Origin of the sequence: Gilliamella sp. B2824 (assembly GCF_026536245.1) — a bacterium.
In the GTDB taxonomy this organism is placed as follows: Bacteria; Pseudomonadota; Gammaproteobacteria; order Enterobacterales; family Orbaceae; genus Gilliamella.
Window position 1 is genome coordinate 83,908 of record NZ_JAFNON010000008.1, and the last position, 14,756, is coordinate 98,663.

The window sequence follows — 14,756 nt, forward strand, 5'->3', positions numbered from 1 at the left end:
ATGATTTCTGTATCTCATTTATCTAAACGGTTTGCTGATAATGAAGTGCTAAAAGATATTAACTTGCAGGTAAAACAAGGCGAAGTTGTCGCTATTATTGGTCCTTCTGGTTCAGGAAAATCAACATTATTACGTTGTTTAAATTTACTTGAAAAACCCAATACAGGTACAATTCGTATCGGTGAGGTTGTTCTTAATTGTAATCAGTACAGCCATAAAGATGAAAGCAATTTACGTAAACAATCTTCCATGGTATTTCAACACTATAATTTATTTAAAAATAAAACAGCGTTAGAAAATATTACCTACCCACTTAGGGTGGGTAAAAAAATGAATAAAAATCAGGCTAAAGAGCTTGGCATATCACTATTAACCCATGTAGGCATGCTCGAATATGCAAATCAGTACCCAAGTACTTTATCCGGAGGTCAACAACAGCGGGTTGCCATTGCTCGAGCATTAGCGGTGAGGCCCAAAGTACTATTATTTGATGAACCTACATCAGCGCTCGATCCTGAGCGGGTACACGAAGTATTACAAGTCATGTTACAACTTGCTAAAGAAAACATTACCATGATCATTGTCACGCACGAAATGGAATTCGCCAAATATGTCGCTGATCGTATCATTTTTATGGCAAATGGTATCATTATAGAAGAAGGTGTAGCTAAATCTGTTATCGATAATCCACAACATGCCCTCACGCAACGCTTTTTGCGTCAATTAAGCGACGATATTAATTTCGAAATTTAGTGAATACCTTGTTCATTGAATAAAAGTCAGAAATCATTCTATCGCTTAAAGGGTTAAAGCGTTAACCAATGTCGTTTAACAAATTGGTCAACGCTTAGTCCTGTAGCCAATTGATAGATATCTTTCACTAAATTATCGGCTTTTTGTTCGTTCCCTACTGCTTTTTTTAATTTTAACTGCATCTCAAGCTTGGTATAGGGATTGTTTGGGGAACCTTTAGGGCTATCAATCCGCTGACAAATTGTATTTCCAGAATTAAAATGAATCTCTACCACAACATAGCGTCCAGTATAAGCGCCTGGTTGTGCGGTAACATCTATCTGACAGCTATCTTGAGTTTGATAGGTACGTTGCATTTTTTGCATCAATTTATGGATATTCTTTGGTATAGGATTTGAGGAAAATTGTTCAAAATCAAGTGGGATCCCCAATAGCGTTAACGCTAAAATATATTCAGCAGAAAATCGCCCCTGTTCCGCTAGGGTTGGTGATGAATAAATTAGCGCGGCATCACTGTTCGGTGGTGCAAAGAAAATTGTGATATGAGATATATCATGACAATTAAATTGTGGATGCTGAAACAGTAATTGTCCCGCATCAGCTATATATGCAGCTGCAGAACAGTAAGAATAAGTCTTAAACCATAATCCAGGGTTAGCGATCTTCCAACTTTTGCCCCATTGATTTAATCTAAAATTACCATTACCTTGCCCATAAACCGCTAGAAACCCTAATTTGTCATCGAGAAAATCTTTATCAGCCGATATCCCAATACTTAACCATGAAATAGACTGGATCGCCTGTTGAGCCGCTAATCCTGCATGTAAAAATTTAATCGGTGTGCCCATGAGTAAGCGCATTCCTGACGCTTGAGTTACTGCTAACGCTAATGCTTGAGATATAAAAGGCATATCATACAAATAACAAATTGCTGCCGTTGCTGCCATTGCCCCGAGCGTAATAGTTGTATGCCAACCTTTTTCATAATGCTGTGGATTGACGCTTTTACCTAATAAAGCCATGACTTCAACACCAATAATATACGCGGTTAAAAACCGGTGTCCATTCAGATCAATCGCGTTTCGGTTGTCTAATCGAATACTGGCAAACAGTGCCGATAAAATAACAGCCGAAGGATGTCCTCGCACATCAGCATGCACATCATCATAATCTAAGCAGTGCGCTTGATAGCCATTAAATAAGGCAGCCTGGCGTGCTGTTGCCAATTTTTTTTGCCCAACCAGCCAAGATCGGGCATGCCCACCTTCATCCTCTATCCACGCTAAGAGCTTTTGTGCATCACTATCATCATGCGCTTGTAAACTACATGCAAAATAATCAATCACACCATTAATCGCACACTCAATTGTGTGAGGATCAGTAATTAGCGGTGTATTTTTTATTAAACAACTTAACTGTTTGCCTAAATTCATTCGCTGCTCATTAAAACGGTTTGATTTACTTACTCATTAAAATAACCGATAACCAGTAATAAATTAAAGATTATAAAATTATATTTTTATAACTAAAAATCATTAGATTATACAGTTGCATTGATATAGGCTTTCTTGAGTAAAATTTTATATGTTAAACTAAATCACCTTTGAGTTATCCATATCAGAAACTAGCAAGTTTTATTATGTCAATTTGTTATATTGCCTTAGGAAGTAATTTACAAGATCCCCTTGCGCAAGCAAAACAGGCTATTACAGCTTTAAAACAATTACCCAAGACTCATGTTGTCGATGTTTCACCTTTTTACCGGAGTAAACCGCTAGGTCCTCAGGATCAAAATGATTATCTTAATGCCGTAATTAAGCTATCAACGTCCTTATCACCCATTGAATTGTTGGATCAATTACAATCGATTGAACAATCACAAGGGCGCGTTCGCAAAGAAAATCGTTGGGGAGCAAGAACGTTAGATCTTGATATTTTGTTATATGATGAGTTAATCATGAACACTGAACGATTAACCATTCCACATTACCATATGAAAAAAAGAGAATTTGTTCTTTATCCCTTATTTGATATCGCTCCAGACTTAGTCTTACCTGATAACGATAACTTGTATGACTTAGTCAAGAAATGCCCCGAAAATGGATTAAAAAAGTGGGATAATTGATTATTTCGATTAATAACATAGAGTTGTCACATTTTATTTCGATTTAAGCAAAAAAAAATTAAAAAAAATTTGCCAACGGCTAATTTATTGCTATAGTTTACCGCTTGCAAATAATCTGTACTTAAGGGGATTGCTGTGAAAAAGGAACAAAAAGTAAATACATCTTCTCTAAGCCTGCTTTCAATTGCGGGACTTGAGCCTTATAAAGAGGCCAAAGACGAGGAGTATATGAATCCTAAGCAATTGAAGCATTTCAAACTCATCTTAGAAGCGTGGCTTGCTCAATTACAAGGTGAAATGGGAAAAACTGTTTCACACATGCAAGATGAAGCTGCAAATTTTCCAGATCCAGCTGACCGAGCAACTCAAGAAGAAGAATTTAGCCTGGAATTACGTGCTCGTGATAGAGAACGAAAACTGATCAAGAAAATTGAGAAAACATTAAAGAAAATCGAAACCGATGATTTTGGTTATTGTGAGTCTTGTGGCGTAGAAATTGGCATTCGTCGCTTAGAGGCAAGACCTACGGCTGATTTATGCATCGATTGTAAAACACTTGCTGAACTTCGCGAAAAACAGATGGGTATGTAAACCTATTTGTTAAAACTCACTATTTAACAACTATGTCTAAGCGCTATATTGGTCGCTTTGCACCGTCACCATCCGGACCTTTACATTTTGGTTCGTTGGTGACCGCCTTAGGTAGCTATTTACAAGCAAAATCAAAGCATGGTAAGTGGCTCGTTCGAATTGAAGATATCGATCCGCCAAGAGAAGTAAAAGGTGCATCATCCTTAATATTAAAAACGTTAGACGCACTCAACTTATATTGGGATGACCACGTCCTTTATCAGTCCGCATGCAGTGAACGCTACCGAGCTGCATTAAACCAGTTACTACAAAACCAACAAGCCTACTATTGTAATTGCACAAGACAACGAATACAGTTATTGCCTAACGGATTTTATGATGGTTTTTGCCGCCAACAACACTTAACGCTAAAGGATGATCAACCATATGCGATACGTTTAAAGCAAAATCACCCTATTTTTGAGTTCACGGATAAAATTCTAGGTTTACAAAAAATTGCAGCAATAAATGCGAATGAAGATTTTATTATTCATCGCAAAGATGGTTTATTTGCTTATAATTTAGTAGTGGTACTCGATGACCATCAACAAGGCATCACCGAAATTGTCCGCGGCGCAGATTTATTGCCCGTTACTGGTAAACAAATATCACTTTATCAGCTTTTTGGTTTTAACGTTCCCAGCTACTGCCACCTGCCTTTAGTGCTGGATAATAATGGCAATAAATTATCTAAACAAAATCACGCTAAAGCCATTGAACTTAGCAATACTCAATCAATCACTGCGCAAGCATTACAATTTTTAGGTCAACCTTTACCGCTTGATTGGCAAGATGCAACTCAGCAACAGCTACTTGATTGGGCAATCAGCCATTGGAATCTCGCATTAATACCGAAACAAAATAAGCCATTATCCACCAATGTAGGATAAATTCGGCGTAATACCAACTTTATGTTGGTGCAATAGATGTTTTTCAGGTTTTATCATTAGTGAGGCTAAAATTCGTGCTTTTAATTGTGCTTTTTGTTCAGAACTAGCCAGCAAATCACGCAAATCTACTGCGGCATCACCAAATAAACAATAATGCAGTTTACCGATTGAAGAGACCCTTAAGCGATTACAACTTTTACAAAAATCTTTTGAATAAGGCATAATCAAACCAATTTTACCCAAGTATTGAGGATGAAAATAAACTTTAGCTGGACCAGATAAAGCTTGTTTAGGCTGTAACTGCCAACCTTGTTCAATGAGCTGTAATTCAATGGAGTGACCCGCTAAATGATAACGATTAAAAAGGTCTTGGCTTTCACCGGTTTCCATAAGTTCAATAAAACGTAACTCTATCGGACGCTGTTTTATCCAAGCTAAATAATCGCTCAATTTATCATTCATATTTTTCATTAATACAGTATTAATTTTAACTTTTTTAATACCTACTTCTAATGATTTTTCCACCCCTTGCAATAGTTCTTTAAGTTTATCTTGGCCTGTAATTAATTTAAATAAATGGGGTGAAAAACTATCAATACTAATATTAATCGAACTCAGTCCAGCTTGATGCCAATGATGAACATTTTTTAATAAACGTGAACCATTAGTTGTCACAGCCACATCGCGAACACTAGGATAAGAAGCGATCATTGATAAAATATCGATAAAATCTCGACGTAAGGTCGGCTCTCCACCGGTTAAACGAATTTTATGCACACCAAGTTCAGTAAAGGTCGATACAATATTATCGATCTCATTGAGCGTTAAGAAGTGATGATCTTTATTCGGGCGATAACCATTGGGTAAACAGTATTGACACTGAAAATTACACAGTTCGGTAATCGACAAGCGTAGATACTGAAATCGACGCTGATAATTATCCATTAATTGCATATATAACAAACACCTTATCCAAATCGGGAAGCATAGCCATTTCTGCGCTATACCGCGGCTAAGTTACCATATGAAACTAAAAATTCACTTAGGTAAAATAGCTTCAGAGTTTGTTTTAGTCTAGCATAGACTCGATTTTTTGACTATGAACAATTAATCAATATCAACATAATAAATAACAATTTAGGACTTAAATTATTGATTCAAGTTTGTCATTGCCATTTTAGGTATTGATAACTGTAATGTAATTTGGAATAGATGGAGCATGGCGATAAAGATAAACCCACCGCATATCATCTTTATGAAGTTTTAGATAGTGCTTAACTAATTTATCAATTTCTCAATTTACTGACAGTGCCTTTAAGTAAACAAAAATCTTTTTTCATAATTGTCACATTTCCTTATGACTTAATCTATGTAATTGATAATTTAATCATCATATTATAAAAATCTAATTTAGATCAATATTACTTATACCTTTTAGGATATATCAATTTATTAGAATATTACATTATTCTTAACTTTACTTATTAAAAGTTCTGGTTGAATATATAATGATTTTTTGTCGATAAAACCGTCAAATGGAGGTGGTAATGATTACCCATATTAGCCCGTTAGGATCAATGGATTTGCTTGCGCAAGCTGAAGTTGATATGTTAAAAAAATCTGCTAATAGTGAGCTTTATCAATTATTTAGAAATTGTTCTTTAGCGACCCTTAATGCGGGTAGTAAAACCGATAGTACCAAAGAGTTATTAGATAGATTTAAATCGTTCGAAATTAATGTAATTAGTAAAGAACGCGGGGTGAAATTAGAGTTGATTGATGCGCCCGAAAGTGCTTTTGTCGATAAACGAATGATTCGCTCTATTCAAGCCAATCTTTTTGCTGTACTGCGCGATATTCTCTTTTTAAATAGCCAAATCAGTGCCGTTAAACAATTAGTGTCTAATGTTAAATTGGATAGAGATCACTCATTTTACATCACCAATCTGGTTTTCTCTATTTTACGTAATGCTAACGCATTACATGTCGGCGAAGAGCCCAATTTGGTTGTTTGTTGGGGGGGCCATTCAATTAACGAAAGTGAATATTACTATGCCAGACAAGTAGGAATGCAACTTGGCTTGCGTGAACTTAATATTTGCACTGGCTGTGGACCTGGCATTATGGAAGCGCCAATGAAAGGGGCTGCTGTTGGCCATGCTCAACAACGTTATAAAGATAGCCGTTTTATCGGCCTAACCGAACCATCAATTATCGCGGCAGAACCACCAAATGCGTTAGTTAACGAACTCATTATTATGCCAGATATCGAAAAACGACTCGAAGCCTTTGTACGTATTGCCCATGGTATTATTATTTTTCCAGGTGGGCCTGGCACTGCCGAAGAATTGCTTTATATTTTAGGTATTATGCTCAATCCAGAGAATAAACATCAAGCACTCCCTCTTATTTTAACCGGTCCCAAAGAGTGCGAAGACTACTTTGCTGCGATTGATAGTTTTATTCGCAATACCTTAGGTGATGAAGCAACTAAACTTTATCAAATTGTCATTGATTCGCCAGAACAAGTTGCTCGTATAATGAAAGAAGGGGTAAAACAAGTGAAAGCTTCGCGTTTAGCTACTGGCGATGCTTACGGCTTTAACTGGCTATTAAAAATAGATGAATCGCTACAACACCCATTTGAGCCAATACACGAAAACATGGCCTCGCTCAATTTACATAAAGATCAGCCAGTTGAATTATTAGCTGCTGATTTGCGCCGAGCGTTTTCTGGTATTGTTGCAGGTAATGTAAAAGAGTTTGGTATGAAACAGATTGCCGAGCATGGTCCCTATAAATTGCAAGGCGATAAAGAGATCATGACACAACTTGATAATTTACTGCGTAGTTTTGTTAAACAAGACCGCATGAAGTTACCTGGTGGTACTGCATATAAACCTTGTTACGAAATCTGTTATTAACTGAGCCAATAAAATAAAAAAACATAATTTGTAGGTCACTTTAACATTTAAAAAGAGTAATCATCACATCTAGGGATTAGTTGTTAGTGTTAAAGTGACTGATAAATTAGTTCAATAATGACTTTATTTGTAATCAACAAATCTACCAACAACTCTGGATTGTTATCTAATTAAGATGTCGGTAGACCGTTATTTTAATTATCCAAAAGGTCAAAAATCATTTAAAATATCTAACGCTTCTGAGACTTTTTTGACGCCAAAAACTTGCATATTTTCAGGCTTCTTTTTAGGCATATTGGCAAAAGGTACAATCGCTTTTTTAAAACCATGTTTTGCAGCTTCAGCAATTCGTTCTTGTCCACTCGGTACTGGGCGTATTTCGCCGCCTAAGCCAATCTCGCCAAAAATCACCACATCTTGTGGTAATGGGCGATTACGAAAACTCGATACCAATGCAGCAATTAATGCTAAATCGGCGCTAGTTTCGGTGACTTTTACCCCGCCAACAACGTTAACAAAAATATCCTGATCAGCCATTTGTAACCCACCATGACGATGTAAAACAGCAAGTAATAGTGCTAATCGGTTTTGCTCTAGCCCTACAGTAACTCGTCTTGGATTACCATACATTGAGTGATCAACAAGGGCTTGAATTTCAACCAATAAAGGTCTTGTTCCTTCCCATAGCACCATAACAGAGCTACCGGGTAACATTTCATCACCGCGACTTAAAAAGATTGCTGATGGGTTACTCACCTCTTTTAGGCCTTGTTCTGTCATGGCAAATACACCTAACTCGTTGACCGCACCAAAACGATTTTTATGACTACGTAGTGTTCTAAAGCGAGAATCGGCATCACCATCTAATAAAACTGAGCAGTCGATACAGTGTTCAAGCACTTTTGGTCCAGCTAGTGATCCATCTTTAGTCACATGACCAACCATAATAATGGCAATACCTTTAGTTTTGGCAAAACGAGTTAAATAAGCAGCGGTTTCACGCACTTGGGCGACGCTACCGGGTGAAGATTGAATATCAGCAAGATGCATAACTTGAATAGAGTCAATAACCATTAATTTAGGTTGTGACTGTTCTGCCAGTAAACAAATTTGTTCAATGCTGGTTTCGGACAGCATATTGATGTTATCGGTGGGTAATCCTAATCGATGTGCACGCATAGCAACTTGTTGCAATGATTCTTCACCAGTTACATACAGCGTGTTCATTAGCGTAGAAAGCTTGCTCATGGTTTGCAGTAATAACGTACTTTTGCCTGCTCCGGGATTACCACCAATTAAAATAGCACTGCCAGGAACAACTCCACCACCAAGTACGCGGTCAAATTCAGAAAATCCAGTTGAAAATCTTGGTAGCGCTTCCAAACTAATTTCAGATAATTTTTGGATTTTAGTTTGTCCTGCACCACCGGCATAACCGGATAATCGATCATTACGTGATGAAGTACTGGCTAATCTAACTTCCGTAATAGTATTCCATGCATGACAAGCGCTACATTGACCTTGCCAACGAGGATAGTCAGCACCACAATCATTACAGACATAAGCACGCTTTACTGTTTTTGCCAAACTCTTCTCCTAACCTTCACTTAATAAACTGGTTGATAAAATACACCACAATCCGGTTAAATCCGCATAATTAATGCTAATCCGTGCTTTTTCCACCACTTTGGGTTTACCATGATAAGCTACACCAAGACCCGCTATACGAAGCATCATTAAATCATTAGCACCATCACCTATAGCAACAGTTTGCTCTATTGGAATATCTAGTGATGTCGCTAAATGCTGTAAGGTTCTGGCTTTGTATTTTGCATCAACAATCGGCCCGATAACCTTACCGGTTAATTTACCGTTTTTAATTTCTAACTCATTGGCATAAGCATCAACTAACTTTAACTTTTGTTTTAGATGATCAGCAAAATAGGTAAAGCCGCCTGAAGCGATTGCAACATGCCAATTTTTTTTATGTAATTCTCTCACTAAATAAGATAAGCCTGGCGTAAGAGGTAACGTGTCTTTCACCTGTTGCAAAATAGTTTGCTGGGCACCTTTAAGTGTTGCTACTCTTTTACGTAAACTTGTAGCAAAGTCAAGTTCGCCACGCATGGCTTGTTCCGTCACAGCAGCCACTTGTTCACCAACCCCCTGTAATTTAGCCAGCTCATCAATGCATTCAATACCAATTGCGGTCGAATCCATATCCATAACAAGTAGTCCCGGTGAATGTAATGATGGCAAATTATCAATGGGCGCAACATCAATATTTAAAGCCAATGAAATGGACTTAGCCTTTTTAGGCATAACTCCCGCAATTCTAACGATCTGATATGTTTTAATTTTCCACGATGACACAATTACCATGGGCATAGCAAGTTGGTTTTGGAATTTTGATAAAACAGTTTTATTTAATTTTTTGCCATAAATAATCCAACCTGTTTTACCCGCATTATAGTCAAGGGGTACCACTTCGCATCCATTCAAAGATAGCGGTAAACCTTGCCAAGATTGAATATTTTCAGGTAAATCATTGTAGGTAAGTGTGTAAGCCATATCAGAAAATCTTTATAACGTGAAACGAAGCCAGAATTTATCATATCTAAAAAAGATTGTCCAAATGGGTAAGGTGTTTTATATTCAGTATCTAAACATAAATTGAATTCGTCAAAGTGTCTTTGACTTTTTAATTTTGATAATTGTATTTGGTTGAATTTCAATTTATCAAAACCATTTTAATACTTACCCATATCATTATAGGATGTCATAGCGTTAATGCCCACAAGCAAAGTTGTTCTAATGCAGGACGTATCCGTTCACCCTGTGGGGTCAATCTATATAACACTTTTAATGGCGGTTTATCCCCAAAAACAGTGCGAGTAATTAAGCCATCCTCTTCAAGCTTTTTAAGTTGAAGACTTAATGTCATATCGGTAATTTCTGGGATGATGGTTTTTAATTCACTAAAGCGTTTTTCGCCAGAAAGTAAATAATGAAGTATCACCCCTTTCCATTTTCCACCAACTAAATCCATCGCTAAACTGATAGGGCAATAATACGTTTTATTGTTATACGTTTTTACAGTGCTTTGCTTGTCTAATTCCATTTAACTACCTAACGCTTTAAGTTTATAACTATCTAATTTGATAGATATTGCCATAAACCTATTAAGGCATAAACTAATAATAGTCACTCATATTTTTATAGTATAAATCCAAAAGGAATCATCATGGCATTAATTATTTTAGGTCATCCCAATATTGAACAATCTATTGCAAACAAAACCATTATAGAATCATTGCAAAAACAGATTACGGATTTAGAAATTCGTAATATTCACCAACTTTATCCAGATTACAAAATCAATGTACAAGAGGAACAAGCCGCTTTACTGAGGCATGATCTTATCGTTCTACAATACCCTATGTATTGGTTTAACATGCCAGCAATACTTAAAATATGGTTTGATCAGGTATTAACCTACCAATTTGCTTATGGCTCACAAGGCGATAAATTAAAAGGTAAAAAGTTATTACCAAGTTTAACAATTGGGCAAGCTGAGCAAAATTTTCAAGAATATAGCGCCGATTTAATCAAAAATTTACTTGAATCGGTTAAGGTTTCAGCACGCTACACACAAATGGAATATCTTCCACCGGCATTACTCTATGGTGTTTCTCCAATTATGAAAGGTGAAAGTGAAATAAAAGCAAATGCCTTAGAACATTCAAAACAGTTAGCTCAAAGAATAAAAAAATACAGCTAATCGGTAAAGGATGATATGTATTAATAATATATATCATCCTATTTGATGCGTTAATCAGTTTGATTTAATTAATACTACAAAAACTATCAATCTCAGTTTGATTAATAAAAATAGTTTAACCTTGCCTTGTTATTTAGCTCAAAATTCTTTTACTCAGGTATTTTTACTAAAAAAATCCCAATAGAAATAACGATCACAATTTGCTATATCTATAAGTAAAAAATCCTTTTTAAAAATAGAAAAAACAATCATCTACCATCACCTTGCTAAACGGTTAACATCTGTTAAAATTAACGTTTAGTACAATTAACACTTTGATCTCGTCGTTATTATTAAATGGTGAGTTGAGTTTAATTGTTTTAAATGATGCAAAATTTACATACGAATAATATCAATATGATAACATCAAACCAACCTAGAAAACGCTTACCTTCGATTCTCGTATTCATAGTGATCTATCTTATCTGTCAAGCAGTGGTTTTTTTGTCAAAACCAATATTTCGTTTGCTAGAAAAGCTTGCTTACGTGATTGATGATTTTCTTAATTATACGGGTATTGCTTTAGCTGACGGTGAATTTGATCCCGCTGGGTTGTGGGTAATTTTGGGTGTGCCATTTTTGTGTACGATTGTAATTTTTTATCTTCTCAAAAAATTAACCAATAAGATAAAGCCTTTCTCGTCAATAAAATAGGAAATAAATCACTATGCTCAGTTGAGCATAATAAGTCATAAAAAGCTTTATTTCTTATCATAAACTCTAAAGACCCTATCTATGAGCAAAAAACAGCGCTCACCTTTAAGCGTTAAATTTTCTGCAATACCGCGTAGAAGAAGCCGTCACCGCCATGCTCACTTGGTAGTAGTTGTTTAATTTCACCTTGTAATTGGGCATCACGATATTCATTAAGAAAACGCGTGATCTGTGCACTGTTTTCATCTGGTAAGATTGAACAAGTAGCATAGACTAAGGTTCCCCCTATTTTCAAATAGGGCCAAATTTGAGTTAAAATAGCGTACTGTAACGCAACTAATTGAGCAATATCGCTATCACGACGTAACCACTTGATATCAGGATGTCGCCGAATCACCCCTGTTGCCGAACAAGGTGCATCAAGCAAAATGCGATCAAAAATTCGTCCTTTACACCATTTTTCAGGGGTTAAACCATCACCTACTTTGACTTCGGCGTGCTGTTTTAAACGTTGCAAATTTTGTTCAATACGTTTTGCTCGATTAGCATCAACATCAACAGCCAATAGGTGGGCTTGTGGCGCTATTTCTAAAATATGCGTAGTTTTACCGCCTGGTGCTGCGCACATATCTAATATCTGTTCACCATTTTGAGGTGCCAATAAGTAAGCGGCATATTGGGCAGATAAATCCTGTACCGTTACCGCACCGTCTTCAAAAGAAGGTAATTTGTTCACGTTAACCGGTGTAATTATCTGTAATGCACTTGGCATTGATGGATAAACTTGTGATTCAATGTTTATGTCAGCTAATCGTTGCTGGTAATCAGCTACACAATAGCGATTTTGATTAACACGCAACCACATAGGTGGTTTTTGATTATTAGCAGCAATAATTGCTTGCCATTTATCTGGATAAGCTTGCTTAAGGCGATTAACTAACCAACTTGGGTGTAATGTTCGGCTTGTTTGCTCTTTGCTGCTTTGACTAAAAGTTTGTTGTAACGAGGCTTGTTGGCGTAAAAATTCACGTAATACACCATTAATCAAACCCTTTAGTGACGATTTTTTTAAAACATTAACCGCATTGACCGTTTCACCAACTGCGGCATGTTCAGGAATACGGGTATAAAGAATCTGGTAAATCCCGACGAATAATAGATAATGCAAAACGCTATTTTTGCCAGTCATGACTTTAGCCATGAGATGATGAATATAAAAATTGAGCTCAGGTAATACTCGCATTACCCCAAAACAAATCTCTTGAACTAAACTACGATCTTTATCAGCTATTTTATCATGTTCAGCAGTTAACGCTGTATTGAGTGATTGCCCACCTTCCAATACATTAAAAATGACCTGTGCACAAACTGCACGAATGTTAGGGTATAATTTTTTATTCATACAAGAGAATAACCTTGCTCAATTAGAGAGCGACTTATTATAAAATTAATGAACCCACCCAACCCGCAATAAATAAGGGGATATTAAAATGGGTGAAAGTTGGAATAACACTATCACGAATATGGTCGTGCTGCCCGTCACTATTAAGCCCAGCTGAGGTTGCTAAGATAGTATCAGATGGAGGAGAACCAGCATCGCCAATAGCGCCTGATGCACCAATTAAACAGACTGTTGCAATCGGTGAAAAACCAAGTTGAACACAAAGTGGTACATAGATAGCAGCAATAATTGGCACAGTTGAGAATGAAGAGCCTATACCTAATGTAATCACTAATCCGACTAACATCATCATAAATGAGGCTATCACTTTGTTGCCAGCAAATAAAGCTGCACTATTAATAACTAAAGGCTCAATTTCGTGAGTTTGTTTTAAAACTTCGGCAAAACCTTGTGCAGAAATCATCACAAAACCAATCATTGCCATCATTTTTATACCATCAGTAAAAACACCGTCGGCTTCGCCCCATTTAATTGTGCCTGATACAATAAAACAAATAAAACCAATTAAGGCGCCTAGAATCATTGAGCCAGTATAAAGTTGGATACTAAACGATAGCACTATTGCTAAAAGTGAAACAAAAAGTGAACGCTTATTCAGATTATTTAACGCGGATAAATTGGTCTCTTGGCGAATAATTTTATATTCACGAGGTTTTCGGTAACTGACAAAAATCGCCCATAATAAACCGATAAACATACCTAGAGCAGGTATTGCCATAGCATGCATGACGTTGACATGGCTCACATCCATACCTGATGAGATAATATTTTTTAATAAAATCTGATTTAAAAAGATGTTGCCAAAACCTACGGGTAAAAACATATAAGGTGTGATAAGACCAAATGTCATAATACAAGCAATCATTCGTCTATCTAATTGCAAACGTGACATAACATATAAAAGCGGTGGAATTAAAAGTGGTATAAAGGCAATATGAATAGGAATAACATTTTGTGAGGAAATACTCACTAATGCAATAATAATGATTAATAACCATTTAATTCGGGTTTTCGCGCTGCTTGATGTCAGCTGCTCAATAGCTTTATCGGCCAATAACTCTGGTAAGCCTGATTTTGATATTGCAACCGCAAAGGCACCAAGCATGGCATAAGATAGGGCAATATTAGCACCATTACTAATACCGGTATTAAAGGCATCAATGGTTTCTTTTAATGATAAATGACTAAATAGCCCACCTATAAATGCCCCAATAATTAAACTAATTACGACATGAACACGGCAGAGCGATAAAATTAACATGCAAACTACCGCGACAACAACTGCATTTATGGACGAAAACAAATCAAGCACTATATTCATAAAAAGATTTTCGGTTAATCAGGAAAGCTTAGCATTTTAGGTGATCGATACTGAAAGTGCAATTGATAGTGTACACTCACTAATTAGCAGATTTAACAGTAGCAATGTAGATTTTTGCTTAGTTTTAACGATTTATGATAGGCTTAACTTAAAAAGGCTAGCTTAATTAATCAACGA

The 14,756-nt window shown here is 36.4% G+C and carries 14 protein-coding genes and 1 riboswitch; of the genes, 7 read left to right on the forward strand and 7 right to left on the reverse strand.

The window, feature by feature from the left end; translation table 11 throughout:
• Entirely contained in the window at positions 1–753 is a 753-nt protein-coding gene (locus J3U56_RS08955; protein ID WP_267334128.1) for an amino acid ABC transporter ATP-binding protein, read from the forward strand.
• Between the two features lie 53 nt (positions 754–806).
• Here J3U56_RS08955 and J3U56_RS08960 read toward each other — a convergent pair whose 3' ends face one another.
• Entirely contained in the window at positions 807–2,186 is a 1,380-nt protein-coding gene (locus J3U56_RS08960; RefSeq protein WP_267344531.1) for an MmgE/PrpD family protein, read from the reverse strand.
• Positions 2,187–2,392: 206 nt separating this feature from the next.
• On the opposite strand from J3U56_RS08960, the gene folK reads away from it, so the two are divergent.
• The 3 genes from folK (at position 2,393) to gluQRS (ending at position 4,398) form a co-directional block, all read left to right on the forward strand.
• Entirely contained in the window at positions 2,393–2,878 is a 486-nt protein-coding gene (folK, locus tag J3U56_RS08965) for a 2-amino-4-hydroxy-6-hydroxymethyldihydropteridine diphosphokinase (RefSeq protein ID WP_267334126.1), read from the forward strand.
• Positions 2,879–3,013: 135 nt separating this feature from the next.
• Complete coding sequence (gene dksA, locus J3U56_RS08970; RefSeq protein ID WP_065634076.1) at positions 3,014–3,469, forward strand: RNA polymerase-binding protein DksA; 456 nt, start codon at positions 3,014–3,016, stop codon at positions 3,467–3,469.
• Positions 3,470–3,501: 32 nt separating this feature from the next.
• A complete protein-coding gene (gene gluQRS / locus J3U56_RS08975; protein ID WP_267334125.1) occupies positions 3,502–4,398 on the forward strand; it encodes a tRNA glutamyl-Q(34) synthetase GluQRS in 897 nt (298 codons plus the stop codon).
• On the opposite strand, the gene moaA is transcribed toward gluQRS, so the two are convergent.
• Entirely contained in the window at positions 4,378–5,352 is a 975-nt protein-coding gene (gene moaA / locus J3U56_RS08980) for a GTP 3',8-cyclase MoaA (RefSeq protein ID WP_267334124.1), read from the reverse strand. The two genes, gluQRS and moaA, sit on opposite strands and share 21 nt — an antisense overlap.
• A riboswitch (molybdenum cofactor riboswitch) is annotated at positions 5,348–5,472 on the reverse strand. It overlaps the preceding gene by 5 nt.
• A gap of 473 nt (positions 5,473–5,945) precedes the next feature.
• Here moaA and ppnN point away from each other — a divergent pair.
• A complete protein-coding gene (gene ppnN, locus J3U56_RS08985) occupies positions 5,946–7,322 on the forward strand; it encodes a nucleotide 5'-monophosphate nucleosidase PpnN (protein WP_065634073.1) in 1,377 nt (458 codons plus the stop codon).
• Between the two features lie 210 nt (positions 7,323–7,532).
• Here the strand turns inward: ppnN and radA are convergent, their stop codons facing one another.
• The 3 genes from radA to J3U56_RS09000 form a co-directional block, all read right to left on the reverse strand.
• Positions 7,533–8,909 carry a DNA repair protein RadA gene (gene radA, locus J3U56_RS08990; protein ID WP_267344523.1) on the reverse strand — a complete coding sequence of 459 codons (1,377 nt, stop codon included), beginning with the start codon at positions 8,907–8,909 and terminating at the stop codon, positions 7,533–7,535.
• A gap of 9 nt (positions 8,910–8,918) precedes the next feature.
• Positions 8,919–9,893 (reverse strand): phosphoserine phosphatase, encoded by a 975-nt coding sequence (gene serB, locus J3U56_RS08995; protein WP_267334121.1) that lies wholly within the window; start codon positions 9,891–9,893, stop codon positions 8,919–8,921.
• A gap of 208 nt (positions 9,894–10,101) precedes the next feature.
• Entirely contained in the window at positions 10,102–10,443 is a 342-nt protein-coding gene (locus tag J3U56_RS09000; protein WP_065799233.1) for a winged helix-turn-helix transcriptional regulator, read from the reverse strand.
• Between the two features lie 123 nt (positions 10,444–10,566).
• Between J3U56_RS09000 and J3U56_RS09005 the strand changes: the two genes are divergently transcribed.
• Positions 10,567–11,103: an NAD(P)H-dependent oxidoreductase gene (locus J3U56_RS09005; RefSeq protein WP_267334120.1), complete on the forward strand. Its 537-nt coding sequence runs from the start codon at positions 10,567–10,569 to the stop codon at positions 11,101–11,103.
• 483 nt (positions 11,104–11,586) lie between these two features.
• Entirely contained in the window at positions 11,587–11,796 is a 210-nt protein-coding gene (locus tag J3U56_RS09010) for a hypothetical protein (protein ID WP_267367404.1), read from the forward strand.
• 112 nt (positions 11,797–11,908) lie between these two features.
• On the opposite strand, the gene rsmB is transcribed toward J3U56_RS09010, so the two are convergent.
• On the reverse strand, positions 11,909–13,198 hold the full coding sequence (gene rsmB, locus J3U56_RS09015) for a 16S rRNA (cytosine(967)-C(5))-methyltransferase RsmB (RefSeq protein WP_267367407.1): 1,290 nt from the start codon (positions 13,196–13,198) through the stop codon (positions 11,909–11,911).
• Positions 13,199–13,235: 37 nt separating this feature from the next.
• Entirely contained in the window at positions 13,236–14,579 is a 1,344-nt protein-coding gene (locus J3U56_RS09020; RefSeq protein ID WP_267334117.1) for a Na+/H+ antiporter family protein, read from the reverse strand.
• Positions 14,580–14,756 lie beyond the last annotated feature (177 nt).

Excerpts from the sequence above, each read along its gene's own strand:
- rsmB (WP_267367407.1), bottom strand. The coding sequence starts at position 13,198 with ATGAATAAAAAATTATACCCTAACATTCGTGCAGTTTGTGCACAGGTC.
- folK (WP_267334126.1), top strand. The coding sequence starts at position 2,393 with ATGTCAATTTGTTATATTGCCTTAGGAAGTAATTTACAAGATCCCCTT.
- J3U56_RS08960 (WP_267344531.1), bottom strand. The coding sequence starts at position 2,186 with ATGAATTTAGGCAAACAGTTAAGTTGTTTAATAAAAAATACACCGCTA.
- serB (WP_267334121.1), bottom strand. The coding sequence starts at position 9,893 with ATGGCTTACACACTTACCTACAATGATTTACCTGAAAATATTCAATCT.
- J3U56_RS09000 (WP_065799233.1), bottom strand. The coding sequence starts at position 10,443 with ATGGAATTAGACAAGCAAAGCACTGTAAAAACGTATAACAATAAAACG.
- gluQRS (WP_267334125.1), top strand. The coding sequence starts at position 3,502 with ATGTCTAAGCGCTATATTGGTCGCTTTGCACCGTCACCATCCGGACCT.
- J3U56_RS09005 (WP_267334120.1), top strand. The coding sequence starts at position 10,567 with ATGGCATTAATTATTTTAGGTCATCCCAATATTGAACAATCTATTGCA.
- moaA (WP_267334124.1), bottom strand. The coding sequence starts at position 5,352 with ATGCAATTAATGGATAATTATCAGCGTCGATTTCAGTATCTACGCTTG.
- J3U56_RS09020 (WP_267334117.1), bottom strand. The coding sequence starts at position 14,579 with ATGAATATAGTGCTTGATTTGTTTTCGTCCATAAATGCAGTTGTTGTC.
- ppnN (WP_065634073.1), top strand. The coding sequence starts at position 5,946 with ATGATTACCCATATTAGCCCGTTAGGATCAATGGATTTGCTTGCGCAA.
- J3U56_RS08955 (WP_267334128.1), top strand. The coding sequence starts at position 1 with ATGATTTCTGTATCTCATTTATCTAAACGGTTTGCTGATAATGAAGTG.